Genomic DNA, 24,449 nt, shown 5'->3' with positions numbered 1-24,449 from the left:
GAGCGATTTGCCGCTCGCGCCGTTTTAATTTTTCAGGTACATAGAGCGCTGACACCGCATTGGTTGTGCGCGCACCCAGTTCGGCAAGATCCAGCGTAAAACCTACGTTAATAATATTTCGCGCGCATTGGAGATCTGCATGAATACAACGACAGCGGCAAGTCTGGCGGGGAGCCGGCGGAATTCGTGGCGCGCGGTGGTCGCCGCCTCGATTGGCAACGCGCTGGAATGGTTCGATCTGGTGGTGTACGGCTTTTTCGCGGTCACCATCGCGAAGCTGTTTTTCCCGGCGGGTAACGACACGGTCTCGCTGCTGCTGACGCTCGGCACCTTCGGTGTGTCGTTCTTCATGCGGCCGCTCGGCGCGATCGTGATCGGTGCCTACGCCGACCGCGCCGGACGCAAAGCGGCGCTCACGCTGTCGATCCTGCTGATGATGTGCGGCACGCTGATCATCGCGCTTCTGCCGACGTATCAGAGCATCGGCATTGCCGCGCCCGTGATTCTCGTGGTGGCGCGCCTGATGCAGGGCTTTTCGGCCGGCGGCGAGTTCGGCAGCGCCACGGCTTTTCTCGCGGAACACGTGCCGGGGCGGCGCGGTTTCTTCGCGAGCTGGCAGGTCGCGAGCCAGGGGCTCACCACGTTGCTCGCGGCCGGTTTCGGCGTGCTGCTGACCGGCCAGCTGTCGCCGGAGCAGATGGCCTCATGGGGTTGGCGCGTGCCGTTCTTCTTTGGTCTTCTGATCGGGCCGGTCGCGTGGTACATCCGCACCAAGCTCGACGAAACACCTGAGTTTCTTGCGGCGGAAACCACCACGACGCCGCTGCGCGACACGTTCACGAGCCAGAAGCTGCGCCTCGTGATTGCGATCGGCGTGGTGGTGCTCGGTACCGTGTCGACCTATCTGGTCCTGTTCATGCCGACTTATGGCGTGAAGCAGTTGGGACTGGCGCCTTCGGTCGCGTTCGCGGCGATTGCCCTGACCGGTGTGATCCAGATGGTGTTTTCGCCGCTGGTCGGCCATCTGTCGGACCGCCACGGGCGCACCACGATCATGCTGATCTCGGCGCTGTTGCTTCTCGTGCTGATCAATCCGGCGTTCGTGTATCTGGTCGCGCATCCGACCTTCGGCACGCTGATCGCGCTGCAGGTGGTGTTCGGCTTTCTGATGACCGGCTACTTCGCGGCGCTGCCGGGTTTGCTCTCCGAGATGTTCCCGGTGCAGACGCGTACGACCGGCATGTCGCTGGCCTATAACATCGCCGTGACGATCTTCGGCGGCTTCGGGCCGTTCATCATCGCGTGGCTGATCAGCTTCACGGGGTCGAAGGCGGCGCCGAGCTACTACATGATATTTGCCGCGGTCGTGAGCCTGGTGGCGCTGATGGCGGCGCGGCGCAAGCTCGGGTTTCGCTAACGCGCGGCAAAGGCGATAAGGGCGATAAACGCCGTAAACGCAAAAGGCCGGTTCGAGAGAACCGGCCTTTCTTATTGCGAGGTCTGACTAGAGCAAGCTCAAACTTGCGCGCCTGCGTTTGGATCGTCCGGATCGACGCGTTCCTTCTTGTCCTTGATCAGGTCTTCGCGCTTCACGCCGAGCCACATGGCGAGCGCCGCGGCCACGAATACTGACGAGTAGATACCGAACAGAATACCGACCGTCAGCGCCAGAGCGAAGTAGTGCAGCGTCGGGCCGCCGAACAGGAACATCGACAGCACCATCATCTGCGTACAGCCGTGGGTGATGATCGTGCGCGACATGGTGCTGGTAATCGCGTGGTTGATCACCTCGATCACGGTCAGCTTGCGTTCGCGGCGGAAGGTCTCGCGAATCCGGTCGAAGATAACGACGGATTCGTTCACCGAGTAGCCGAGCACCGCGAGCACCGCAGCCAGCACCGACAGCGAGAACTCCCACTGGAAGAACGCGAAGAAGCCGAGAATGATGATCACGTCGTGCAAGTTAGCGATCACGCCGGCTACTGCATATTTCCACTCGAAGCGGAACGACAGGTAGATCACGATGCCGACCACCACACAGGCCAGCGCAAGCAGGCCGTCTGTAGCGAGTTCCTTGCCGACCTGCGGGCCGACGAACTCGACACGCTGCAATTGCACTTCCGGCGTGTCGGCCTTCAGCGCGCCCATCACCTGGTCGCTCTGTTGAGCTGACGTGTAGCCCTGCTTGAGCGGCAGACGGATCAGCACGTCGCGCGAGGTGCCGAAGTTCTGCACCTGAGCGTCGGCATAACCGAGTTTGCCGAGTGTGCCGCGCACCGGTTCGAGCGGCGCCGCACCCGGATACTGCACTTCGATGACGGTACCGCCGGTGAATTCCACCGAGAGATGCAGCCCGCGATGCAGCAGGAAAAACACAGCAGCGACGAACGTCAGCAGCGAGATTGCGTTGAACAGCAACGCACGCTGCATGAACGGAATGTCTTTGCGAAAACGGAAAAATTCCATGGTCTTGTTCTCCGGGACTCAGCGGGATGAACCCGGTTTCTGCGGCGTGTTCGACGAACCCGACGCATCGCGACGGCGCACGGTCGGCTTGGTGCGCGCCTGGGCCGTAGCTTTGGTCTTGGGCTTGGCGCTTGCCGCAGCGACGGCACGTGCAGTGTCGGTCGCGGCGTCTTCATTGCCGAGGTAAGCGGCGGCGCCGTCGATACCTTCCGGTTGCGGACGCCACACCTGGCCAATAGCCAGCGACTTGAGCTTCTTCTTGCCGCCGTACCAGAGGTTGACGATACCGCGCGAGAAGAACACAGCCGAGAACATCGAGGTCAAGATGCCGATACAGTGGACCATCGCGAAGCCGCGGACCGGGCCGGAGCCGAAGGCGAGCAGCGCGAGGCCGGCGATCAGCGTGGTGACGTTCGAGTCGAGAATCGTCGCCCATGCATGCGCGTAGCCGTTCTGGATCGCCAGTTGCGGCGGCGCGCCGTGGCGCAGTTCTTCGCGCACGCGCTCATTGATCAGCACGTTCGCGTCGATCGCCATACCGAGCGCGAGCGCGATAGCGGCGATACCCGGCAAGGTGAGCGTGGCCTGCAACATGGACAGCACGGCGATCAGCAGCAGCAGGTTGACCGACAGGCCGATCATCGAGATCACGCCGAACAGCATGTAGTACGCGATCATGAAGACGGCGATTGCCACGAAGCCCCACACCACCGAGTGGAAGCCCTTCTTGATGTTGTCCGCGCCGAGGCTCGGGCCGATCGTGCGTTCTTCGATGATGTCCATCGGCGCTGCCAGCGAACCGGCGCGCAGCAGCAGCGCAAGGTCGGCGGCGCCTTGCGGCGTGGCCTGGCCGGTGATCTGGAAGCGGTCGCCCAGTTCCGACTGGATGGTCGCCACCGTCAGCACTTCGCCCTTGCCCTTTTCGAACAGCACCATGGCCATCGGCTTGCCGATGTTGTCGCGCGAGACACTGCGCACCGCGCGGCCACCGGCCGAGTCGAGGCGGATGTTCACCGACGGACGCTGATGTTCGTCGAAGCCTGCCGACGCGTCGATAATGCGGTCACCCGTGAAGATGATCTGCTTGCGCAGCAGCACCGGCGTCTGGTTGCCTTGGGTGAACAGCTCGTCACCCGGCGGCACCGGATCGGACGGATTCGGATGCGTGTTGACCGGGTCGGCGAGGCGCGCTTCGAGCGTTGCCGTACGGCCGATGATGTCCTTTGCCTTCGCCGTGTCCTGCACACCCGGCAGTTCGACGACGATACGGTCCGAGCCTTGCTGCTGGATCACCGGCTCGGCTACGCCGAGTTCATTCACGCGGTTATGCAGCGTGGTGATGTTCTGCTTGAGCGCGGCGTCCTGCACGGCTTTCTGCACTGCCGGCGTGAACGTGCCGACCAGTTGCACACCACCGTCCGGATTCGCTTGCGAGGTCCACTGGAGTTCGCTGATGCCGCGGCCCAGTTGCTTGGATGCCGCGTCTGCCGTGGCCTGGTCGGCGAAATTGATCACCACCGTCTGGTTGACGCGGTTTACGCCACCGTCGCGGATGTTGTTGTCACGCAGCATGGTGCGTGCATCCGAGGCGTCGGAGTCGAGCTTCTTGTTCAACGCGCCGGCCATGTCGACCTGCAGCAGGAAGTGCACGCCACCGCGCAAGTCCAGACCGAGGTACATCGGCAGCGCATGCAGGGCGGTCAGCCAGCGCGGCGACGCGCTTTGCAGGTTCAGTGCGACGATGAATTGCGGGTCGGTCGGGTCGCTGTTAAGCGACTTCTGCAGCAGATCCTTCACGCGCAGTTGCGTGTCAGTGTCCAGCAGGCGCACGCGGATGTTCGCGTTGGTCGACGAGTTGTCGAACGTGACTTCGTCAGGCTTGATCTGATTGGCGGCCAGCGCCGTTTCGACTGCCGACAGCGTGGTCGAGTCGAGCTTGACCGTTGCCTTGCCGCTCGACACCTGCACCGCCGGCGCTTCGCCGAACAGATTGGGCAGCGTGTACACGAGGCCGATGACCAGAGCCACCAGCATCACGGCGTATTTCCAGAGGGGGTAGCGATTCATGAGTGGTCCAACGGGAAGGTTGGCTTGGAAGCGATGCGTCCGGCGATGAGCGCGGGCAGTTCAGCGTTGTGCTGCGAGAACTGCCGGCGAGGCCGCGCCGGACGCGAGAGAGCAGGCCTTACAGCGACTTGATCGTGCCCTTCGGGAGAATCGTCGTGACCGACGCTTTTTGCACGGTGATTTCCGTGCCTTCCGAGATTTCGACGCCGACGTAAGCTTCACCTACCTTGGTCACCTTGCCGACGATGCCGCCATTCGTCACCACTTCGTCGCCCTTGGCCATGGCGGCGAGCATATTGCGGTGTTCCTTCTGGCGCTTCATTTGCGGGCGAATCATGATGAAGTACAGCACGCCGAACATCAGGATCAGCGGCAGGAAGCTCATCAGGTTCGATTCAATGCCACCTGTTGCTGTGCCTTGGGCAAAGGCATTGGAAATGAACGACACGTTGGTCTCTCCGTTATAAATCAAAACGATCAAAAAAATCAGCCGGTTATTCTACCACTGGCCTGACAGGGGTCGGCGCGGCGAATCGGCTTTCCGATCAACCGTTTAAGGCCTTTTTGCCGTGCGCGAAAGTTAATTGTAAGGTTTTCCGCGCGACGCCAGCAGATTCCTCCGGCAATTTCGTCAGCTGATTCCCAAATGCCGGCTAATCGATGCCGCGCGCGCGGTCCTCGTGGAAGCGCTTGCGGAAAGGCTCGAACAGTTTTGCGTCGATCGCGTCGCGCATTTCCTGCATCAACTCGAGGTAGTAGTGCAGGTTGTGAATCGTGTTCAGCTGCGCACCGAGGATTTCCCCTACACGATGCAGATGGTGGAGGTAGCCGCGTGTGAAATTTCGGCAGGTGTAGCAGCCGCATTGCTCGTCGAGCGGGCGCAGCGAGTTCTTGTGCGCGGCGTTGCGGATCTTGATGTCGCCGAAACGGGTGAAGAGCCAGCCGTTGCGCGCGTTGCGGGTCGGCATCACGCAGTCGAACATGTCGACGCCGGCGGCCACGCCCGCCACCAGATCTTCCGGCGTGCCGACGCCCATCAGGTAGTGCGGTTTGTCGGCCGGCAGCTTCGGGCCGATATGGTTCAGCACGCGCATCATGTCTTCTTTCGGCTCGCCGACGGACAGGCCGCCGATCGCGAGACCGTGGAAATCCATCTCCGCGAGACCCGCCAACGACTCGTCGCGCAGGTCTTCGAACATGCCGCCCTGGACGATGCCGAACAACGCGTTCGGATTGCCGAGGCGGTTGAATTCGTTGATCGAGCGCTTGGCCCAGCGCATCGACATGCGCATGGAATCAGCGGCTTCCTGATGCGAAGTCGGCACGTTGTTGGTCGCGTAGGGCGTGCATTCGTCGAACTGCATGACGATGTCCGAGTTCAGCACCTTCTGGATCTGCATCGACACTTCCGGCGACAGGAAGAGCTTGTCGCCGTTGATCGGCGACGCGAACGTGACGCCATCTTCGGTTATCTTGCGCAGATCGCCGAGCGAAAACACCTGAAAACCACCCGAGTCCGTCAGGATCGGCTTCTTCCAGCCCATGAAGCCGTGCAGGCCGCCGTGCGCCTCGATGGTTTCCAGGCCCGGGCGCAGCCACAGGTGGAAGGTGTTGCCGAGGATGATCTGCGCGTGCATTTCTTCGAGCTCGCGCGGCTGGACCGCCTTCACCGTGCCGTAGGTGCCGACCGGCATGAAGATCGGCGTTTCGACCACGCCGTGATTCAGCGTGACGCGGCCACGGCGTGCCTGGCCGTCGGTGCCGAGCAGTTCGAATTTGAGGCCGTTTTCAGGGCGCTCGCCGTGGCTCGCGCAGGTAGTGCAGGTACCGCTTGTATCGTGGGTATGACCGTCGGTCATGGGGGACTCCTGTGCCACCGGAGAACAGTCCGGCGCAAATGATGAACGCCGCCGGGTAGGCCACGGCGGCTGGGTAAAAAACAACGGTTCAAGCGTCGCGGCGCGTGAGCAGCATCGCGTCGCCATAGCTAAAGAAGCGGTAACGCTGTTCGATTGCGTGGCGGTAAGCCTCGCGAATCGTTTCGACGCCCGCGAATGCCGACACCAGCATCAGCAATGTCGACTTCGGCAAATGGAAATTGGTCACCAGCCGGTCAACCACGCGGAATTTATAGCCCGGCGTGATGAAGATGTCGGTTTCCGTGCTGGCCGCGCCGAGCGGGCGTCCGGCCGCGTCGGCATCGCGCGCGGCGGCTTCGAGCGCGCGCATCGACGTCGTGCCCACGGCGATCACGCGGTTGCCGCGCGCACGCGTCGCCGCGATCTTGTCGGCGAGCGATTGCGGCAGGTGGTACCACTCGCTGTGCATCTTGTGCTCGGCCAGATTCTCCACCCGCACCGGCTGGAAGGTGCCCGCGCCGACGTGCAGCGTCAGCGTCGCGCGCTCCACGCCGCGGGCGTCGAGCCGCGCGAGCAGCGCGTCGTCGAAATGCAGGCCGGCAGTGGGGGCGGCCACCGCGCCCGGGTTTTGCGCGAACACCGTCTGGTAGCGGGTTTCGTCGGTCGCGTCGGGGTCGTGCTCGATGTACGGCGGCAGTGGCAGGCGGCCGAATTGCTCGATCAGCGTGAGGCAGTCGTCGGGGAAATGCAGTGTGTAGAACGGCTCGACGCGTTCGCCGACCGTCACGTCGAACGCGTCGGCGAGACGAATCGTGGTGCCCGGCTGCGGGCTCTTGCTCGCCCGGATCTGCGCGAGCGCGGTGCGCTCGCCCGTGAGGCGCTCTACCAGCACTTCGATCTTGCCGCCACTGGCCTTCTGGCCGAGGAAGCGTGCCTTCAGGACTTTGGTATCGTTGAAGACCAGCAGATCGCCGGGCGCGATGCACTCGGGCAACTCGGCAAAGCGGCGGTCGATCAGGTGCGCGGCGTCGGTCGCGTCGGCCGTGTGGGCCACTTCGAGCAGACGGCTGGCGCTGCGCTCGGGCAGCGCGACTTGCGCGATCAGCTCGGGCGGCAGATCGAAATCGAAATCGGAAAGCGTAAACATGCGGACGACTGGAAGCGAATTGGGACTGAATTGAGCCGAAGCCGGAGCCGGGCGGCTATGATTGCGGGACGCCGGAGCGGCCCGCGAGCCCGCGTGCTGCTTGGCGGCGACACCTTTGACAGCCGATATTGTACTTGCGAAGCAACCCATGCCTTTGTCCGAACGCCGATTGCCCTCCGCTACCGATGAAGTGAGCGCCGAGCCGAAGCGCCGCGTCTCGCGGGGCAAAGCAGCGGCGGCCGACCAGAACGACCTTGGCGGGGGTGTCGCGCCGGAGAGCGACCAAGCCGCGCGTGAAGGCGAAATGGTTGACCCATTCGGCGACAAGCCTGCCGGCAAATCCGCGGGCAAAGTCGCCAGGAAGCCTGCAGCCGAAGCCGGCGCCAAGCCCGCGGCCAAACCCGTCGACAAGCTCGCCAAACTCGGTCTCACGCGCGACATCGATCTGGTGTTGCATCTGCCGATGCGCTACGAAGACGAGACCTCGCTGACACCGATCGGGCATTTGCTGCCGGGTGGCATCTCGCAGACCGAAGGCGTGGTGTTCGACAACGAGATCGCCTATCGCCCGCGCCGCCAATTGCTGGTGAAACTGCGCGACGACGCCGGCGACGAACTTGTCCTTCGCTTTCTGAATTTCTACGGCTCGCAGGTCAAGCAGATGGCGATCGGCGCGCGGCTGCGCGTGCGTGGCGACGTGCGCGGCGGTTTCTTCGGCATGGAGATGGTGCACCCGGCGGTGCGCGTGGTCGACGAAGACACGCCGCTGCCGCAGGCGCTGACACCGGTCTATCCGAGCACCGCGGGCGTGACGCAGGCGTATCTGCGCAAATCGATCGACAACGCGTTGTCGCGCACCTCGTTGCCGGAGTTGCTGCCCGAGCCGATCGCGCAGGCTTATTTGCAGCCGCTCGGCGTGCCGGCGCTGATGGAGGCGGTGCGCACGCTGCATCACCCGGGCGTGCAGGCCGATGAAAACGCGCTGATGGATGGCACGCATCCGGCGTGGGTGCGGATCAAGTTCGAGGAATTGCTGGCGCAGCAGATGTCGTTGAAGCGCGCCCATGACGAGCGCCGCACGCGTGCGGCGCCGGCCATGCCACGCCGCAAGCTGGGCGACGAAGCGGCACTGGTGGCGCGGTTGCTGAAGGCGCTGCCGTTTTCGCTGACGGCGGCGCAGGAGCGCGTGGGCGGCGAGATCGCGCTCGATTTGACGCAGCCTCATCCGATGCAGCGCTTGCTGCAGGGTGACGTGGGCAGTGGCAAGACGATTGTGGCCGCGCTGGCCGCGGCACAGGCGATCGACGCCGGCTACCAGGCCGCGCTGATGGCGCCGACCGAAATTCTCGCCGAACAGCACGCGCGCAAATTGCGCGGCTGGCTGGAGCCGCTCGGCGTAAGCGTCGCGTGGCTCGCCGGCAGTCTTAAGACGAAGGAAAAGCGCGCTGCGATTGAAGCAGCGGCACTTGGTACTGCGCAGCTTGTGATCGGTACGCACGCGATCATCCAGGACGCAGTCGAGTTCGCGCGACTGGGGTTGGTGATCGTCGACGAACAGCATCGCTTCGGCGTGGCGCAGCGCCTCGCCTTGCGCGCCAAGGCGAGGAACGCCGCTGACGGGGCGCGCGATTTCCAGCCGCATCAACTGATGATGTCGGCGACGCCGATTCCGCGCACGCTCGCGATGACCTATTACGCCGACCTCGATGTCTCGACCATCGACGAATTGCCGCCTGGGCGCACGCCGATTCTGACCAAGCTCGTTTCCGATGCGCGGCGCGAAGAGGTGATCGGCCGCGTGCGTGAAGCTGCGTTGACGGGACGCCAGGTGTACTGGGTGTGTCCGCTGATCGAGGAAAGCGAAACCCTGCAGTTGCAGACCGCGGTGGAGACTTACGAGACGCTGGTGGCCGCGTTGCCCGAATTGAATGTTGGGCTGGTGCACGGGCGTCTCGCGCCGGCGGAGAAGGCCGCGGTGATGGATGCGTTCACGCGCAACGAAGTGCAGCTTCTGGTGGCGACGACGGTGATCGAAGTGGGCGTGGATGTGCCGAATGCCTCGCTGATGGTGATCGAGCATGCCGAGCGCTTCGGTCTCGCACAATTGCATCAGTTGCGCGGGCGGGTGGGGCGCGGGAGTGCGGCTTCGGTCTGCGTGTTGCTCTATACCGGTCCACTCTCGATGACGGCGCGGGCGCGCTTGCAGACCATGCGGGAGACGACCGACGGCTTCGAAATCGCCCGGCGCGACCTCGAGATTCGCGGTCCGGGAGAGTTTCTTGGCGCCCGACAGTCGGGCGCGGCCATGTTGAGGTTTGCCGATCTCCAGAATGACCAGTGGCTCATCGAGCCGGCCAGAGAGGCCGCCGCGGCTTTGCTCGAAAAGTATCCGGAGGTGGTGTTGCAGCATCTGGCCCGCTGGCTCGGGGCGCGGGAGCAGTATTTGAAGGCTTGACGACAGGTCCTTGACGGCAGATACGCTCGTCAGCCAGGCCGGCAAAGGACCAAAAAGTTGGCGAACCGACCCTATAGGTGTATAACTAGAACCTATCGAACTCATCGCACTGATTGGTCCCCCAATGACGCTCACCGAATTGAAATACATCGTCGCGGTTGCCCGCGAACGGCACTTCGGCCGGGCCGCCGAAGCGTGTTTCGTTAGCCAGCCGACCCTGTCGGTGGCCATCAAAAAGCTCGAAGACGAGCTCAACGTACAGATCTTCGAACGCGGCACCAGCGAAGTCAGTGTCACGCCGATCGGCGAACAGATTGTCACGCAAGCACAGCGCGTCCTCGAACAAACGCTCGCCATCAAAGAGATCGCGAAACAGGGCAAAGACCCGCTGGTCGGGCCGTTGCGCCTCGGCGTCATCTATACGATCGGGCCGTATCTGCTGCCTACGCTCGTCAAACAGATGATCAAGCGCGTCCCGCAGATGCCGCTGATGCTGCAGGAAAATTACACGGTCAAGCTGATCGAACTGCTCAAGCAGGGCGAAATCGACGTCGCCATCATGGCGCTGCCATTCCCGGAAACGGGTCTCATGCAACGTCCGCTCTATGACGAGCCGTTTGTCGTCGCACTGCCGTCTGGTCACGCGTGGGAAAACCGCGCGAAGATCGACGCCGAGGATCTGAAGCAGGAAACCATGCTGCTGCTCGGCAGCGGCCACTGCTTCCGCGACCATGTGCTGGGCGTCTGCCCGGAACTGATGCGCTTCTCGCAGAACGCGGACGGCATCCAGAAGACCTTCGAAGGTTCGTCGCTGGAAACCATCCGTCATATGGTGGCGAGCGGCGTCGGCATTACCGTGTTGCCGCGCATGTCGGTTCAGGAGGTCAAGCCGCACGCTGGTGGTATCGACGCCGGCCTGCTCAGCTACGTCGCCTTCGACGAACCGGTGCCGGATCGCCGTGTGGTGCTTGCCTGGCGTAAGAGCTTCACGCGGACACCGGCTATCGACGCCATCTGCGACGCCATCAACGCCTGCGATCTGACGGGTGTAAAAAAACTCGATCTGCCTGTCGCCGTCAACTGAACGGCTACGCTCGCGCCCACGCCGGTCCGCCGCACGCTCTGTGCAGCCGGTCCGGCGATACCCAAGGCGCCGACAACCGCACTCCCTATCGAATAGATATAATTAATCAAACACGTTAATTCGATAGCATTGTTATAGTTTCCTCCATGGATCGCCCGATCCCATCAGACCCGGAGGAAATCATGACGCAGCCGAACTCGCAGCAAGTCCCAACTGTCCTCGCCCAACCCATCCGCATGACCACCGGCAGCACCGGCACCTTCGCCGCGTCGGTGCGCGGTATGGGCACGGTTGCATTGTCATTGCTGGTCGATCGGGCCCTATCCGCATAAGCCGTAGGCATCAGCGCGCCGCACCTCTCCCCGCATTCCGTTTCCGATCAAAGCCACTCAGGAGTACCGCATGTCCGAACGTAAGCTCACCAATGCAGCCGGCGCACCCGTCGCCGACAACCAGAACTCGATGACCGCCGGCGCGCGCGGTCCGGTCGTCCTGCAAGACGTCTGGCTGCTCGAAAAACTCGCTCACTTCGATCGCGAAGTGATTCCGGAACGCCGCGTTCACGCCAAGGGTTCGGGCGCATTCGGCACGCTGAAAGTCACGCACGACATCTCGCGCTTCACGAAGGCGAAAGTGTTCGCCGAGGTCGGCAAGGACACGCCGCTCTTCATGCGCTTCTCGACGGTGGCGGGCGAACGCGGCGCCGCCGACGCGGAGCGCGACGTGCGCGGTTTCTCGATCAAGTTCTACACGGAAGAAGGCAACTGGGACGTGGTCGGTAACAACACGCCAGTGTTCTTCATCCGCGATCCGCTGAAGTTTCCGGACTTCATCCACACGCAAAAGCGCGACCCGTACACCAACATGCGCAGCAATATCGCGGCATGGGATTTCTGGTCGCGCCATCCGGAGTCGTTGCATCAGGTCACCATCCTGATGAGCGATCGCGGCATTCCGCAGAACTTCCGCCAGATGCATGGCTTCGGCTCGCACACGTACTCGTTCATCAACGCGAACAACGAGCGTTTCTGGGTGAAGTTCCACTTCAAGTCGATGCAAGGCATTGAGAACTTTACCGATGCCGAAGCGGCGCAAGTGGTCGCACAGAACCGTGAAAGCGCGCAACAGGATCTGCTCACGAGCATCGACGCAGGCAACTTCCCGAAATGGCGTTTTGCTATTCAGGTGATGCCGGAAGCGGAAGCCGCGAAGTACCGCTTCAATCCGTTCGACATCACGAAAGTGTGGTCGCAGAAGGATTACCCGTTGATCGACGTCGGCACGATCGAGTTGAACCGCAACGCGGCGAACTATTTCGCGGATGTGGAGCAGGCCGCGTTCACGCCCGCCAACGTGGTGCCGGGTATCGGCTTCTCGCCGGACCGTCTGTTGCAAGGCCGTTTGTTCTCGTATGGCGACACGCAGCGTTATCGCCTCGGGATCAATCACCATCAGATTCCGGTGAATGCGCCGCGCTGCCCGGTCCACCATTCGTTCCATCGCGACGGCGCGATGCGCACGGACGGCAACCTCGGCGGCAACGTGAACTACGAGCCGAATCGCTTCGGCGACTTCGCGCAGGACACCAACGCAGCGGAGCCGCCGCTCGCAGCGGGTACGGTCGATCGTTACGAGCATCGCGAGGACGATGACTACTACACGCAGCCGGGCATGCTGTTTGCGCTCTTCGATGCGGCACAGCGTCAGCGTTTGTTCGGCAACATCGCACGCCATATTAACGGTGTGCCGCAAGAGATCGTCGCGCGTCAGATCGAGCATTTCCGTCGCGCCGATCCGGCTTATGCGCAAGGCGTGAGCGCCGCGCTGGCCGAACTTGCCGAAGGCGGCAAGAAGTGAGCAGTTGCAGTGAGTTGATGTAGCAGGACGGGGCGCATCGGCGCCCCGCCGGTATTGATACGAATCGAGGAAGCACGATCATGATCCAGATGATGATGTCCACCATTGGCGGCTCGCCGGCCGCTCGCGGCAAGCAACGGCACTACGCATCGACGCTGCGCAAGGCAGTCGGATTCGCGATCTTCTCGAGCGGACTCGTGGTGATCGTCGCGCAAGCCGTGCAACATGCATTGGGTGCGTGATTGAACGCGGGACCGCGGGTGCGGCAAGCGACCACGCGTCACACGAACGCAGCGGCTTTCTAAGCTAAACTGGCGGGCGTTCGACGTGCCGGGTTTGCTAGCCGCACGCCGTCACTCTACCTACCGGTTCGTATCACTCTTCAAAGGAGTCATCATGGCCAAGAAAGAAGCTGTACAGCACGTCAATATCGGAATCAGCGACAAGGATCGCAAGAAGATCGCAGAAGGTCTGTCGCGCTTGCTCGCCGACACCTACACGCTTTATCTGAAGACCCACAACTTCCACTGGAACGTGACGGGTCCGATGTTCAACACGCTGCATCTGATGTTCGAAACGCAGTACAACGAGCTGGCGCTCGCGGTCGATTCGATCGCTGAACGCATCCGCGCACTGGGCGTGCATGCGCCGGGCAGCTACAAGGAATTCGCGAAGCTGTCGTCGATTCCGGAAGCGGACGGCGTGCCGGCGGCGGAAGAAATGATCCGGCAGTTGGTGGAAGGTCAGGAAGCCGTGGTGCGTACTGCACGCGCGATTTTCCCGTCGACGGAAGCCGCCAACGACGAGCCGACCGCTGACCTGCTGACGCAACGCATGCAAACTCACGAAAAGACTGCGTGGATGCTGCGCTCGATGTTGGCTTAAATGCTTTAGCGTTAAGTTGAGTTGAGTAGCAAAACAAACAAAGCCTCCCTTTGCGGGAGGCTTTGTTTTTTGCGGTGCCCGATCTGCATTCAGCTGTAGCTCGAGGCCCGGCTACGGTTGCGGCCCCGGTTCTGGCACCCAGAAGGCCAGCTTCGCCCGCCTGAAGACTGCCTTCAGTCCGCATCCCGTAAAATAGCGGCACCGTCTGCACTTCACCGAATCCGCCCATGTTCGCCCGACTTCCCCTGTATCTGCGCCTCGTGCGCATGGACAAGCCGATCGGCAGCCTGCTGCTGCTGTGGCCGACGCTCAATGCGCTGTGGATTGCCTCCGACGGTCATCCGTCGTGGCCGCTGCTGGTGATTTTCACGGTGGGTACGGTGCTGATGCGCTCGGCGGGTTGCGCGATCAACGACTACGCGGATCGCGACTTCGATCGCTACGTGAAGCGCACGGAAAACCGCCCGATCACGTCGGGCAAGATCAAGGCATGGGAAGCGGTGGCGCTGGCGGCCGGCTTGTCGCTGCTGGCCTTTCTACTGATTCTGCCGCTGAATACGTTGACCAAGGAATTGTCGGTGGCGGCGCTGTTCGTCGCCGGGTCGTATCCGTTCACGAAGCGCTTCTTTGCGATTCCGCAGGCGTATCTCGGCATCGCGTTCGGTTTCGGTATTCCGATGGCGTTCGCCGCGATTCAGGATCACGTGCCGATGCTCGCCTGGGTCATGCTGCTGGCCAACGTGTTCTGGTCGGTTGCCTACGACACGGAATACGCGATGGTCGATCGCGACGACGACATCAAGATCGGTATCCGCACGTCGGCGCTCACCTTCGGCCGCTTCGACGTGGCGGCGATCATGCTGTGCTATGCGGCGACGCTGGGGATTTACGTCGGCATCGGCGTCATGCTCAGCTTCGGTGTGTTGTATTGGCTGGGATGGGCGGCGGCGGTGGGCTGCGCAATCTATCACTACACGCTGATCCGCAATCGCGAGCGCATGGCGTGCTTCGCGGCGTTCCGTCATAACAACTGGCTCGGCGGCGCGTTGTTTGTCGGTATCGCAGCGCATTACGCGGCGGCTTCGTTTTAGTTCTTGCGCGCTTCTGTTCCGCCGCGGACGCCGCCTCGGATGAGTTCGAGGCGCAGCGTCCTTGAGCGTACTTTCTACTTTCCTGCTCTTGTGCTGGCAATTGCCAGCTGATCGCCCTTACAGCTTGCCGAACTCGTCGCCCATTTCGTTGGCGCGCGCATTGGCGGCAAGCGCGCCGCGGACGATCGCATCCTTGATCCCGCTCGCTTCGAACGAGGCCAGCGCGGCCGCCGTGGTGCCGCCCTTCGACGTCACACGTTCGCGCAACAGGCTCGGCGGCTCGTCCGAGTTCGCGGCCAATTGTGCCGCGCCGGTGAAGGTCGCGACCGCCAGCGCGCGGCCTTGCGCTTCATCCATACCGAGCTGGCGTGCCGCTTCCTGCAGCGCCTCGATGAAATAAAACACGTAAGCAGGGCCACTGCCCGAAATCGCGGTGACGGCGTCGATCTTCGCTTCGTCGTCGAACCAGACCGTTTCGCCAACTGCGCCCAGCACCTGCGAGGCGAGCGCGCGGCCGGCTTCGTCGACGCTGCCGGTCGCAACCAGGCCCGTGACGCCCATGCCAATCAGCGCCGGCGTATTTGGCATCACGCGCACGATGCGCGCGTGGCCGTTCAGCCAGCGCGACATGTCATCCATGCGAATACCCGCGACGATGCTGATTGCCAGTTGCGAGGCCTGCAGATGCGGCGCCAGTGCCTCGGCGACACTCTTCAGGATCTGCGGCTTCACTGCCAGCACGACGGCGTCGTACGACGCGAGCGCAGCGTCCGCGGCGGCGCCGGTCTTGACGCCGAATTGTTGCTCATTGCGTTTGCGCGCGTCTTCGTTGGGGTCGATTGCGTACAGGTCAGTGGGCGCGACGCCGCGCTTGATGAGACCGCCGATCAACGCGGCGGCCATATTGCCACCGCCGATAAAAGCAATTTTCATGATGTTCCGAAAGAAGTGCCGTGAGGTGTCGGGAAGGGAAAGGTCTGAAACGGTCAGTGAGAGTAATCGCGTGCACCGAAGATCGCCGTGCCGACGCGCACGATCGTCGCGCCTTCCAGCACGGCGGCTTCGAGGTCGCTCGACATGCCCATCGAGAGCGTATCGAGTTCGAGGCCGTCGTTACGCAGACGCTCGAACAGTTCACGCAGTTGCCGATGCGGCGCGCGCTGTTCTTCGATGCTGCCGGCCGGCTCCGGAATCGCCATCAGGCCGCGCAGATTCAGCTTAGGCAGCGCGGCAATTGCCTGTGCGACTTCGACGGCCTCGGGAATGCTCGCACCACTTTTCGACGCTTCGCCGCTAATGTTGACCTGCAGGCAGACGTTCAAGGGCGGCAGGTTGTCCGGGCGCTGCTCCGAGAGCCGCTGTGCGATCTTCAGGCGGTCGACCGAATGCACCCAGTCGAAATTCTCGGCAACCGGGCGCGTCTTGTTCGATTGCAACGGTCCGATGAAATGCCATTCGAGCGCGGCTCGCAGATCGGCCAGCGCTTCGATCTTGGTGATGGATTCCTGCACGTAGTTCTCACCGAACGCGCGTTGGCCGGCTGCGTAGGCGGCACGCACGTCTTCGGCGGGAAACGTCTTCGAGACCGCGAGCAGGGTGATCGAACGCGGGTCGCGTCCGGCCACCTGCGCGGCGAGAGCGATGCGCTGCTGCACCGCTTCGAGGTTGTGAATCAGATCGGGCATGGAACGGAACCGGAAGTCTGGCGAAAAGCGATGATCGAATTATACGGACGCCGCCATCTCGTGCCGCTTTATGCCGCTGCGGGATAGGCGCACGCGCTTGCGGTGAGGTGCCGCAAGCCACGTGCCGCGCTTCTCATCAAAACGTATCGCTCAGGCGGACAGCATATGCTCCACCAGTTCGATCCAATGAGCGACCGGCGTGGACGTGCCGCTTTGCAGGTGCGCAATGCAGCCGACGTTGGCCGACACGATCACCTGCGGTTCCTGCGCCTGCAGCCGCTCGAGCTTCTGGTCGCGCAGCGCGTACGAGAGCTTGGGCTGGGTCAGCGAATAGGTCCCGGCCGAACCGCAGCAGAGATGATTGTCGGCGGGCAGGCGCACTTCCACGCCGAGCGCCGTCAGCAGATGTTCGACCTTGCCGCGCACCTGCTGACCATGCTGCAACGTGCACGGCGGATGGAACGCCACCGTATGGATCGCGCGGCGGCGCGTCACGGCGACGAGCGCTTCTTCGAACTCCGGCAGGATCTCCGCGACGTCGCGCGTCAGCTCGGTCACGCGGCGCGCCTTCTCCGCATACGCAGGGTCGTTGCGCAGCAGATGCCCGTATTCCTTGACCGTCGCGCCGCAGCCTGACGCGTTCATTACGATCGCTTCGACCCCCTGTTCGATGTACGGCCACCACGCGTCGATGTTGGCGCGCAGGTCGTCGAGCGCTTCGTCGTTGTAGCCCAGATGCAGACGGATCGCACCGCAGCAGCCTGCTTCGGGCGCGATCAAGGTTTCCACGCCGAGCGCATCGAGCACCCGTGCCGTCGCGACATTGACGTTCGGCATCATCGACGGTTGCACGCAGCCCGCGAGCATCAACATCTTGCGCGGATGTTTCGCGGTCGGCCATTCGAGCGGACGCTGGCGCGCGGGCACCTTGTCGCGCAGTTTCTTCGGCAGGAGCGGGCGGATATGCTGACCGATTCGCATGGTCGGCGTGAACAGTGCGCTGTTCGGCACGAAGCTCGCAAGCAGCCGGCGCACCATCCGCTGGCCGAACGGGCGTGTGACCTTTTCCTCGGTGATCTTGCGGCCGATCTCGACCAGCCTGCCGTATTGCACACCGGAAGGGCAAGTTGTCTCGCAGTTGCGGCAAGTGAGGCAGCGGTCCAGGTGAACCTGGGTGCTGCGCGTGACCGCCGCGCCTTCCACCATCTGCTTGATCAGATAGATGCGGCCGCGTGGTCCGTCGAGTTCGTCGCCGAGTATCTGATAGGTCGGGCAGGTCGCGGTGCAGAAGCCGCAATGCACGCAATTGCGCAGGATGGCGTCGGCTTCGTCGCCATCGGGTGTATTGCGAATGAAGTCCGCGAGGTTGGTTTGCATCGCGTCGCTCAGAAGTCGGGGTAGAGGCGGCCGCGATTGAAGATGCGGGCCGGGTCGAAGGCGGTTTTCAGGCCGCGATGAATTTTCATCAGCGGTGCGGGCAGCGGTGTGAAGACTCCGGCGTTGCGGTCGTAGCCGTAGCCGCTACGAAAGATGGTGGCGTGGCCGCCGGCCTGTTTGGCGCTGATACGCACGGTTTGCGCGTCGGTGTCGGTGATCCACCAGCGCTGGCCGCCGCCCCATTCCATCAGTTGCGCGCCGGGCAATTGCATCGGCTCGGTGATGGACGGCAGCGCGAGGCGCCAGAGCGCGGCCTTCGGCGGGATGGCCGCAAAGAACGAGTCGGTCTGTTCGCGCAGGCCGGCCCAGAAGCGCTCCGCTTCGACGGCATCGACCACTTCGCCGCCGAGCGCCGTGCGCGCCGCTTTGACCGCGGCTTCCGCGCCGGCCATCCGCACGGCCAGCGTGCCGTGACGCCATGCGCTCGCCGTGATCGGCAGTGGGCGGCCGCCCCATTCGTTGAGCTTGCGGACCGCATCGGTGCCGTTCATGTCGAATTTGAGCGTGGTTTCGGCCTGCGGTAGCGGCAGGACCTTGACCGACAGTTCGAGGATCAGCCCAAGGGTGCCCAGCGAACCCGCCATCAAGCGGGAGACGTCGTATCCGGCGACGTTCTTCACCACCTGGCCGCCAAAATGCAGGACCTGGCCCTGGCCGTTCATGATGACCGCACCCAGCACGAAGTCGCGCGCCGCACCGGCCGACGGGCGGCGTGGACCGGCGATGCCCGCCGCGATGCAGCCGCCGAAGGTGGCCTGTGGCCCGAAGTGGGGCGGCTCGAAGGCGAGCATCTGATGGTGCTCGGCGAGCGCGGCCTCGATCTCCAGCAGGGGCGTGCCCGCGCGCGCCGTGATGACCAGTTCGGCCGGGTCGTAGGCGATGATGCCGCGATAAGCGCGCGTGTCGAGGATGTCACCTTCCAGCGTCTGACCGTACCAGTCTTTGGTGCCGCCGCCACGGATGCGCAGTGTGCGCCCTTCGGCGCTGGCTGAACGCACGCGTTCAGACCAAACGGCGACGATGTCGTCCTCTTCCATGGTGTCCTGCTTCGTTGTGTTTCGATTGATTGTACCGGGCGGCGGCGCGCTGGCAACCCGGAGCGGACCCGCATCGGGTAATCAGGGTGGGAGCGGGGAAGCGCTTGGGGCTTGGGACTTGTGGACGTGCCGGTGGGGAACGGGCGTGCGGGGAGGCTGGCTGGTCGTGGGCGGGGGGCCCGATATGTGGACGGGCGGCACGGAGCCGGGCGGCGGCCGCGCCATGTTACGCTGCGGGCCCGCCTTGGGCCGGCAGCGTCATCAGCCGTCTTAAAACCGCGGCAGGTCCGGGTGCGGCAGCAAGCCGCCGCGCACGTGCATCTTGCCGTACTCAGCGCAACGCGCGCGGGTGGGAATGCCCTTATCGGGATTGAGCAAGCCCGGCGCGTCAAAGGCGCGTTTGACCGCGTGGAATGCATCGCGCTCTTCGGGCGAAAACTGCACGCACATCGAATTGATTTTCTCGATGCCCACGCCGTGTTCGCCGGTTACCGTGCCGCCCAGCTCCACGCAGGTTTCGAGAATGTCGGAACCGAAGGCTTCGGCCCGGTGCCACTCGTCCATATCGTTGCCGTTGAACAGGATCAGCGGATGCATGTTGCCGTCGCCGGCATGGAACACGTTGATGCAGCGCAGGCCGTATTTCTTCTCCATGACCTCGATGCGCGCCAGCAGCGGTCCGATACTGCGGCGCGGCACGGTGCCGTCCATGCAGTAGTAGTCGGGCGAAATGCGGCCTGCCGCGGGAAAGGCGTTCTTGCGCCCGGACCAGAAGCGCAGCCGTTCATTCTCCGAGCGCGAAATCTGGATGCGGGTTGCACCCTGTTCGCGCAGCACCGCGGTCATGCGCACGATTTCGTCGGCGACCTCTTCAGCCGTGCCGTCCGATTCGCACAGCAGGATCGCCGCCGCGTCGAGGTCGTAGCCCGCGTTGACGAATTCTTCGACCGCGCGGGTAGCCGGTTTGTCCATCATCTCCAAACCGGCCGGAATGATGCCTGCGGCAATGATGCCGGCGACCGCGTTGCCGCCTTTCACGACGTCGTCGAAACTGGCCATGATGACCTGTGCCGTTTGCGGCTTCGGGATCAGCTTGACGGTGACTTCGGTGACGATCGCGAACATGCCTTCACTGCCGATCAGCACCGCGAGCAGATCGAGCCCGGGCGCGTCAGGCCCGAGCGAGCCGAATTCGACGATGTCGCCTTCCATCGTCACGGCGCGAACACGCAGCACGTTATGCACGGTAAGACCGTACTTGAGGCAGTGCACGCCGCCCGAATTCTCGGAGACGTTGCCGCCGATCGTGCAGGCGATCTGCGACGACGGATCGGGCGCGTAGTAAAGCCCGTAGGGCGCGGCGGCTTCGGAGATCGACAGATTGCGCACCCCCGGTTGCACGGTCGCGGTCCGGGCATAGGAGTCGACTTCGACGATCTTGCGGAAGCGCGCGAGCGACACCACCACGCCGTGCCGGATCGGCATCGCCCCGCCGGACAAACCGGTGCCCGCGCCGCGCGGCACGATCGGCACGTCGAGCCGGTGGCAGATCTGCACGATGCGCTGGACCTGCGATTCCGTCTCGGGCAAGGCGACCGCGAGCGGCAGACGCCGGTACGCGGCGAGACCGTCGCACTCGTAGGCAACGGTGTCTTCTTCGCGATACAGCAGACAATGGTTCGGCAGCACGGCCATCAGCGCCTGCACGACTTCGCGCTGGCGCTGGGCGAGAACTTCGGCCGTCAGTTCGACGGGTGCGTTCATATGACTTGTCTCCTGGTGTCTTTCACGCTGCGTGCCCGGTCAAGCCTCGTTGTGCGGCAGCAGGCGTTGCCGCTGCCGCCGATGCAACTGAGCTGAGTGCTGATGAAGCGTCACGCCGCCCAGGAAAAGATCTTGCCCGGGTTCATCAGATTATGCGGATCGAGTGCGTGCTTGATGGAGCGCATCGTGTCGACCGCGACTTCGCCGTGTTCTTCGAGCAGGAAGTTCATCTTGTGCAGGCCGACACCGTGCTCGCCCGTGCAGGTGCCGTCCATGCGCAGCGCGCGTTGCACGATGAGATGGTTCAGGCGCTCGGCCTCGACGAGCTCTTCCGGCTTGTTCGGATCGATCAGGATCGCGACGTGGAAGTTGCCGTCGCCGACATGGCCGACGATCGGGCAGGGCAGCGGCGACGTCTTCAGATCCTGCTCGGTTTCCATCACGCATTCCGCCAGGCGCGAGATCGGCACGCAGACATCTGTCGTGACGGCGCGGCAGCCGGGCTTCAGTTGCAGCATCGCGAAATAGGCGTTGTGGCGCGCGTTCCACAGGCGGCTGCGGTCTTCCGGCCGGGTTGCCCATTCGAAGCCTTCGCCGGCATTCTGCGCGGCGAGCTCCTGCACCAGTTCGGCTTGCTCTTTCACGCCGGCTTCGGTGCCGTGGAATTCGAAGAACAGCGTTGGCGCCTCGCGCAACGTGAGGTTCGAATGACGATTGATCGAGCGGATCGCGAGCGAGTCGACGAACTCGACACGTGCAATCGGCACGCCCATCTGAATCGTTTCGATGACCGCGCGCACCGCATCGCCCATCGACGGGAACGTGCAGACCGCCGCCGAGACCGCTTCCGGTTGCGGATACAGCCGAACGGTGATTTCGGTAATCACGCCGAGCGTGCCTTCCGAGCCGACAAACAGACGCGTGAGGTCGTAACCCGCCGACGACTTGCGCGCGCGCGTGCCGGTTTTGATCACGCGGCCGTCGGCGAGAACCACCGTCAGCCCCAGTACGTTTTCGCGCATGGTGCCGTAGCGCACGGCGTTGGTGCCCGAGGCCCGCGTAGCCGACATGCCGCCGATGCTCGCGTCAGCACCCGGGTCGATCGGGAAAAACAGGCCGGTGTCGCGCAGTGCTTCGTTCAACTGCTTGCGCGAAATACCGGGTTCGACGGTGACGGTCAGGTCTTCAGCGTTGATCGACAAGACCCGGTTCATTTCCGACAGGTCGATCGACACGCCGCCTTGCACTGCCAGCAGATGTCCTTCAAGCGACGAACCGTTGCCGTAGGGGATGATCGGTACGTTGTACTGGCCGCACAGTTTGACGATGGTTTGCACGTCTTCCGTATTGCGCGCGAAGACGACGGCGTCGGGCAGTTGGGGATCGAACGGCGATTCGTCGCGGCCATGGTGGGTGCGCACGGCTTCGGCGGTGGACACGCGTTCGCCGAAAACGGCTTTGAGGGCAGTCAGTAACTCGGCGGGAAACGGCCGGCGTAGCGGGGCCGGCGGCACGGGATGATTCACGCATGTCTCCTGATATTGGGGCGGAGCTGTTCTACAGCTTGTGCTTCATTTTACGCCGATCACCCGCGGGCCGGCGTCGGGGACGGCTGCCGCTCCTATAATGGCGGCGACCTCACGATGCGCGCAATATGGATAACCCGGTGGCTTGCTTACCAGGTTCGCCGGATGGATTCACCGCCGCCGCGCAGACGCATCGTTACTGAATGAATGCATGGGAGACATCATGGGCAACCGCCTGAGCAAAATCGCCACCCGTACGGGCGACGACGGCAGCACCGGTCTCGGCGATGGCCGGCGCGTGCGCAAAGACAGCGCGCGCATTGCCGCAATCGGCGACGTCGATGAACTCAATTCAAATCTCGGCGTGTTGCTGTGCGAAACGCTGCCCGACACGGTGCGGGCGGCGCTGGTTGCGATTCAGCACGACCTGTTCGATCTTGGCGGCGAGCTCTGCATTCCCGGCCACACAATGATTACCGACACGCATCTCGGCCAGCTCGACGACTGGCTGGCCGATTACAACGCCACCCTGCCGCCATTGAAGGAATTCATTCTGCCCGGCGGCTCGCGCGCAGCCGCACTTGCGCACGTGTGCCGCACGGTGTGCCGGCGCGCCGAACGGTCGATCGTCGCGCTCGGTGAAAGCGAGGCGGTCAATGAGGCGCCGCGTCAGTATGTGAACCGGCTGTCCGATCTGCTGTTCGTGCTCGCGCGGGTGCTCAATCGCGCGGACGGCGGCAGCGACGTGCTGTGGCAGCACGATCGTAGCGTCGGCTAACACGGCGCTTCAGTCCCTTTAAGCTCCTGTGACAATCTGTCCGGGCAAAGCTTCTCCTTAAAGATGTATTGTAAATGTATCTTTAAGGAGAAGTCGTTATGACCGCACTCACCGCCGACCAGATCGCCCGCGTCAAAGCCACCGTTCCCGTGCTTGCCGTGCACGGCACGACCATCACCAAACGCTTCTACAAGCGCATGTTCGCGCACCATCCTGAGTTGAAGAACGTGTTCAACCAGACTCACCAGAAGAGCGGCAATCAGCCGGAGACGCTGGCGAAGGCGGTATACGCATATGCCGCCAATATCGATAACCTCGGCGCCCTTGGTCCCACCGTCTCACGCATCGCGCATAAGCACGTGAGTCTGAATATCCGGCCGGAACAGTATCCGATCGTGGGACGCCACCTGTTAGGCGCAATCGTTGATGTGCTCGGCGATGCAGTCGATCAGGAGACGCTCGGCGCGTGGGAAGTCGCTTACGGGCAGCTCGCGGATATTTTTATCGGCACAGAGGCCAAGCTTTACGAAGGTGCGGCGTGGAGCGGCTTCCGGCCCTTCAAGGTTGCACGCAAGGAAGTGGAGAGCGATGAAATCACGTCGTTCTATCTGACGCCCGCCGATGGCTCACCGGCCTGCGGTTTCGAGCCTGGCCAATATCTGAGCGTGAAGCGTTTCGTGGATGAACTCGGCGTCGATCAGCCGCGGCAGTACAGCTTGTCGGATGCGCCGAACGGCAACTGGCTGCGTATCTCGGTAAAGCGCGAAGCCGGTCGGGAAGATATGGCACCCGGCCACGTATCGAACCTCCTGCACGACGGTGTGGAAGTGGGCGCGGTGGTGCATGTCAGCGCACCAGCGGGCGACTTCACGCTGGATCGCAAGAAGAGGACACCCGTGGTGCTGATGAGCGGCGGCGTGGGCGTGACCCCAATGACCTCGATGCTGTCTACGTTGCTTGCCGACCAGAGTGAGCGCAGTGTGACCTTCGTGCATGCCTGCCGCAATGGCCGCGTGCACGCGTTCCGGCAGTGGCTGAACGATACGGTCGCAGCGCATCCCAACGTCACGCGTGCGGTGTTCTACGAAGCCATTGAAGCCTGCGACCGCGCTGCTATCGACTACGACTTCGAGGGCCGCCTCGACCTCATGAAAATCGCCGACAAGGTGATCGTTCCCGATGCGGATTACTACATCTGCGGACCGGTGCCGTTCATGCGCGCGCAATGCGAGGCGTTGGCCTCGCTCGGTGTGGATGTGGCGCGGATTCACACCGAAGTGTTCGGTTCAGGCGCGGTGCAGTAAAACAAGG

The 24,449-nt window shown here is 63.2% G+C and carries 21 protein-coding genes; 10 read left to right on the top strand and 11 right to left on the bottom strand.

Annotation, left to right across the window (positions count from 1 at the left end; genetic code table 11):
• The first annotated feature begins 139 nt into the window (after window positions 1–139).
• Complete coding sequence (locus M0D66_RS32115; protein ID WP_266212543.1) at window positions 140–1,417, top strand: MFS transporter; 1,278 nt, start codon at window positions 140–142, stop codon at window positions 1,415–1,417.
• Between the two features lie 98 nt (window positions 1,418–1,515).
• Here M0D66_RS32115 and secF read toward each other — a convergent pair whose 3' ends face one another.
• The 5 genes from secF to queA all read right to left on the bottom strand — a co-directional run bounded on the left by secF (window position 1,516) and on the right by queA (window position 7,539).
• Window positions 1,516–2,466 carry a protein translocase subunit SecF gene (gene secF, locus M0D66_RS32110; protein WP_200651182.1) on the bottom strand — a complete coding sequence of 317 codons (951 nt, stop codon included), beginning with the start codon at window positions 2,464–2,466 and terminating at the stop codon, window positions 1,516–1,518.
• 18 nt (window positions 2,467–2,484) lie between these two features.
• On the bottom strand, window positions 2,485–4,533 hold the full coding sequence (gene secD / locus M0D66_RS32105; RefSeq protein WP_211702941.1) for a protein translocase subunit SecD: 2,049 nt from the start codon (window positions 4,531–4,533) through the stop codon (window positions 2,485–2,487).
• A gap of 118 nt (window positions 4,534–4,651) precedes the next feature.
• Window positions 4,652–4,981, bottom strand: a complete 330-nt coding sequence (yajC, locus tag M0D66_RS32100; protein ID WP_007179286.1) for a preprotein translocase subunit YajC — start codon at window positions 4,979–4,981, stop codon at window positions 4,652–4,654.
• Window positions 4,982–5,186: 205 nt separating this feature from the next.
• Window positions 5,187–6,392, bottom strand: coding sequence for a tRNA guanosine(34) transglycosylase Tgt (gene tgt / locus M0D66_RS32095; RefSeq protein ID WP_200651180.1), 1,206 nt, complete (start codon window positions 6,390–6,392; stop codon window positions 5,187–5,189).
• Between the two features lie 88 nt (window positions 6,393–6,480).
• The gene (gene queA / locus M0D66_RS32090) at window positions 6,481–7,539 is read right to left on the bottom strand and encodes a tRNA preQ1(34) S-adenosylmethionine ribosyltransferase-isomerase QueA (protein ID WP_266212542.1); all 1,059 of its coding nucleotides are present in this window, start codon (window positions 7,537–7,539) and stop codon (window positions 6,481–6,483) included.
• Window positions 7,540–7,687: 148 nt separating this feature from the next.
• On the opposite strand from queA, the gene recG reads away from it, so the two are divergent.
• The 7 genes from recG (at window position 7,688) to ubiA (ending at window position 14,911) form a co-directional block, all read left to right on the top strand.
• A complete protein-coding gene (gene recG / locus M0D66_RS32085) occupies window positions 7,688–9,994 on the top strand; it encodes an ATP-dependent DNA helicase RecG (RefSeq protein WP_266212541.1) in 2,307 nt (768 codons plus the stop codon).
• A 124-nt stretch (window positions 9,995–10,118) separates the two neighbouring features.
• A complete protein-coding gene (locus tag M0D66_RS32080; protein WP_054037761.1) occupies window positions 10,119–11,078 on the top strand; it encodes a hydrogen peroxide-inducible genes activator in 960 nt (319 codons plus the stop codon).
• 182 nt (window positions 11,079–11,260) lie between these two features.
• Window positions 11,261–11,410: a hypothetical protein gene (locus M0D66_RS32075; protein ID WP_266212540.1), complete on the top strand. Its 150-nt coding sequence runs from the start codon at window positions 11,261–11,263 to the stop codon at window positions 11,408–11,410.
• A 70-nt stretch (window positions 11,411–11,480) separates the two neighbouring features.
• On the top strand, window positions 11,481–12,935 hold the full coding sequence (locus M0D66_RS32070) for a catalase (protein WP_266212539.1): 1,455 nt from the start codon (window positions 11,481–11,483) through the stop codon (window positions 12,933–12,935).
• 80 nt (window positions 12,936–13,015) lie between these two features.
• The gene (locus tag M0D66_RS32065) at window positions 13,016–13,177 is read left to right on the top strand and encodes a hypothetical protein (RefSeq protein ID WP_200651176.1); all 162 of its coding nucleotides are present in this window, start codon (window positions 13,016–13,018) and stop codon (window positions 13,175–13,177) included.
• A gap of 154 nt (window positions 13,178–13,331) precedes the next feature.
• Window positions 13,332–13,820 carry a Dps family protein gene (locus M0D66_RS32060; RefSeq protein ID WP_027777895.1) on the top strand — a complete coding sequence of 163 codons (489 nt, stop codon included), beginning with the start codon at window positions 13,332–13,334 and terminating at the stop codon, window positions 13,818–13,820.
• Window positions 13,821–14,047: 227 nt separating this feature from the next.
• Window positions 14,048–14,911: a 4-hydroxybenzoate octaprenyltransferase gene (gene ubiA / locus M0D66_RS32055; protein ID WP_093644619.1), complete on the top strand. Its 864-nt coding sequence runs from the start codon at window positions 14,048–14,050 to the stop codon at window positions 14,909–14,911.
• 117 nt (window positions 14,912–15,028) lie between these two features.
• Here ubiA and proC read toward each other — a convergent pair whose 3' ends face one another.
• From proC to M0D66_RS32025, 6 genes are all read right to left on the bottom strand, one after another.
• The gene (gene proC / locus M0D66_RS32050; protein ID WP_200651175.1) at window positions 15,029–15,844 is read right to left on the bottom strand and encodes a pyrroline-5-carboxylate reductase; all 816 of its coding nucleotides are present in this window, start codon (window positions 15,842–15,844) and stop codon (window positions 15,029–15,031) included.
• 53 nt (window positions 15,845–15,897) lie between these two features.
• Window positions 15,898–16,596 carry a YggS family pyridoxal phosphate-dependent enzyme gene (locus tag M0D66_RS32045; protein WP_200651174.1) on the bottom strand — a complete coding sequence of 233 codons (699 nt, stop codon included), beginning with the start codon at window positions 16,594–16,596 and terminating at the stop codon, window positions 15,898–15,900.
• A gap of 150 nt (window positions 16,597–16,746) precedes the next feature.
• A complete protein-coding gene (glcF, locus tag M0D66_RS32040) occupies window positions 16,747–17,973 on the bottom strand; it encodes a glycolate oxidase subunit GlcF (protein WP_093644625.1) in 1,227 nt (408 codons plus the stop codon).
• Between the two features lie 8 nt (window positions 17,974–17,981).
• On the bottom strand, window positions 17,982–19,070 hold the full coding sequence (gene glcE, locus M0D66_RS32035) for a glycolate oxidase subunit GlcE (protein ID WP_093644627.1): 1,089 nt from the start codon (window positions 19,068–19,070) through the stop codon (window positions 17,982–17,984).
• Between the two features lie 270 nt (window positions 19,071–19,340).
• Window positions 19,341–20,834, bottom strand: coding sequence for an FAD-linked oxidase C-terminal domain-containing protein (locus M0D66_RS32030; protein WP_093644629.1), 1,494 nt, complete (start codon window positions 20,832–20,834; stop codon window positions 19,341–19,343).
• Window positions 20,835–20,944: 110 nt separating this feature from the next.
• Window positions 20,945–22,360, bottom strand: a complete 1,416-nt coding sequence (locus M0D66_RS32025) for an FAD-linked oxidase C-terminal domain-containing protein (protein WP_093644631.1) — start codon at window positions 22,358–22,360, stop codon at window positions 20,945–20,947.
• Window positions 22,361–22,583: 223 nt separating this feature from the next.
• On the opposite strand from M0D66_RS32025, the gene M0D66_RS32020 reads away from it, so the two are divergent.
• Together M0D66_RS32020 and hmpA are read left to right on the top strand one after the other, a co-directional pair.
• Entirely contained in the window at window positions 22,584–23,138 is a 555-nt protein-coding gene (locus M0D66_RS32020) for a cob(I)yrinic acid a,c-diamide adenosyltransferase (protein ID WP_093644725.1), read from the top strand.
• 98 nt (window positions 23,139–23,236) lie between these two features.
• Complete coding sequence (hmpA, locus tag M0D66_RS32015; RefSeq protein ID WP_200651172.1) at window positions 23,237–24,442, top strand: NO-inducible flavohemoprotein; 1,206 nt, start codon at window positions 23,237–23,239, stop codon at window positions 24,440–24,442.
• Window positions 24,443–24,449 lie beyond the last annotated feature (7 nt).

The sequence above is a fragment of the Paraburkholderia sp. SECH2 genome, from assembly GCF_030464795.1.
Taxonomy (GTDB): Bacteria; Pseudomonadota; Gammaproteobacteria; order Burkholderiales; family Burkholderiaceae; genus Paraburkholderia; species Paraburkholderia aspalathi.
The sequence above is the reverse complement of the archived record's forward strand: the minus strand, read 5'-3'. Positions and strand labels throughout refer to the sequence as shown.

Coding starts and splice junctions, on each gene's coding strand:
- M0D66_RS32115 (WP_266212543.1), top strand. CDS start 140: ATGAATACAACGACAGCGGCAAGTCTGGCGGGGAGCCGGCGGAATTCG.
- secF (WP_200651182.1), bottom strand. CDS start 2,466: ATGGAATTTTTCCGTTTTCGCAAAGACATTCCGTTCATGCAGCGTGCG.
- secD (WP_211702941.1), bottom strand. CDS start 4,533: ATGAATCGCTACCCCCTCTGGAAATACGCCGTGATGCTGGTGGCTCTG.
- tgt (WP_200651180.1), bottom strand. CDS start 6,392: ATGACCGACGGTCATACCCACGATACAAGCGGTACCTGCACTACCTGC.
- queA (WP_266212542.1), bottom strand. CDS start 7,539: ATGTTTACGCTTTCCGATTTCGATTTCGATCTGCCGCCCGAGCTGATC.
- recG (WP_266212541.1), top strand. CDS start 7,688: ATGCCTTTGTCCGAACGCCGATTGCCCTCCGCTACCGATGAAGTGAGC.
- M0D66_RS32080 (WP_054037761.1), top strand. CDS start 10,119: ATGACGCTCACCGAATTGAAATACATCGTCGCGGTTGCCCGCGAACGG.
- M0D66_RS32075 (WP_266212540.1), top strand. CDS start 11,261: ATGACGCAGCCGAACTCGCAGCAAGTCCCAACTGTCCTCGCCCAACCC.
- M0D66_RS32070 (WP_266212539.1), top strand. CDS start 11,481: ATGTCCGAACGTAAGCTCACCAATGCAGCCGGCGCACCCGTCGCCGAC.
- M0D66_RS32065 (WP_200651176.1), top strand. CDS start 13,016: ATGATCCAGATGATGATGTCCACCATTGGCGGCTCGCCGGCCGCTCGC.
- M0D66_RS32060 (WP_027777895.1), top strand. CDS start 13,332: ATGGCCAAGAAAGAAGCTGTACAGCACGTCAATATCGGAATCAGCGAC.
- ubiA (WP_093644619.1), top strand. CDS start 14,048: ATGTTCGCCCGACTTCCCCTGTATCTGCGCCTCGTGCGCATGGACAAG.
- proC (WP_200651175.1), bottom strand. CDS start 15,844: ATGAAAATTGCTTTTATCGGCGGTGGCAATATGGCCGCCGCGTTGATC.
- M0D66_RS32045 (WP_200651174.1), bottom strand. CDS start 16,596: ATGCCCGATCTGATTCACAACCTCGAAGCGGTGCAGCAGCGCATCGCT.
- glcF (WP_093644625.1), bottom strand. CDS start 17,973: ATGCAAACCAACCTCGCGGACTTCATTCGCAATACACCCGATGGCGAC.
- glcE (WP_093644627.1), bottom strand. CDS start 19,070: ATGGAAGAGGACGACATCGTCGCCGTTTGGTCTGAACGCGTGCGTTCA.
- M0D66_RS32030 (WP_093644629.1), bottom strand. CDS start 20,834: ATGAACGCACCCGTCGAACTGACGGCCGAAGTTCTCGCCCAGCGCCAG.
- M0D66_RS32020 (WP_093644725.1), top strand. CDS start 22,584: ATGGGCAACCGCCTGAGCAAAATCGCCACCCGTACGGGCGACGACGGC.
- hmpA (WP_200651172.1), top strand. CDS start 23,237: ATGACCGCACTCACCGCCGACCAGATCGCCCGCGTCAAAGCCACCGTT.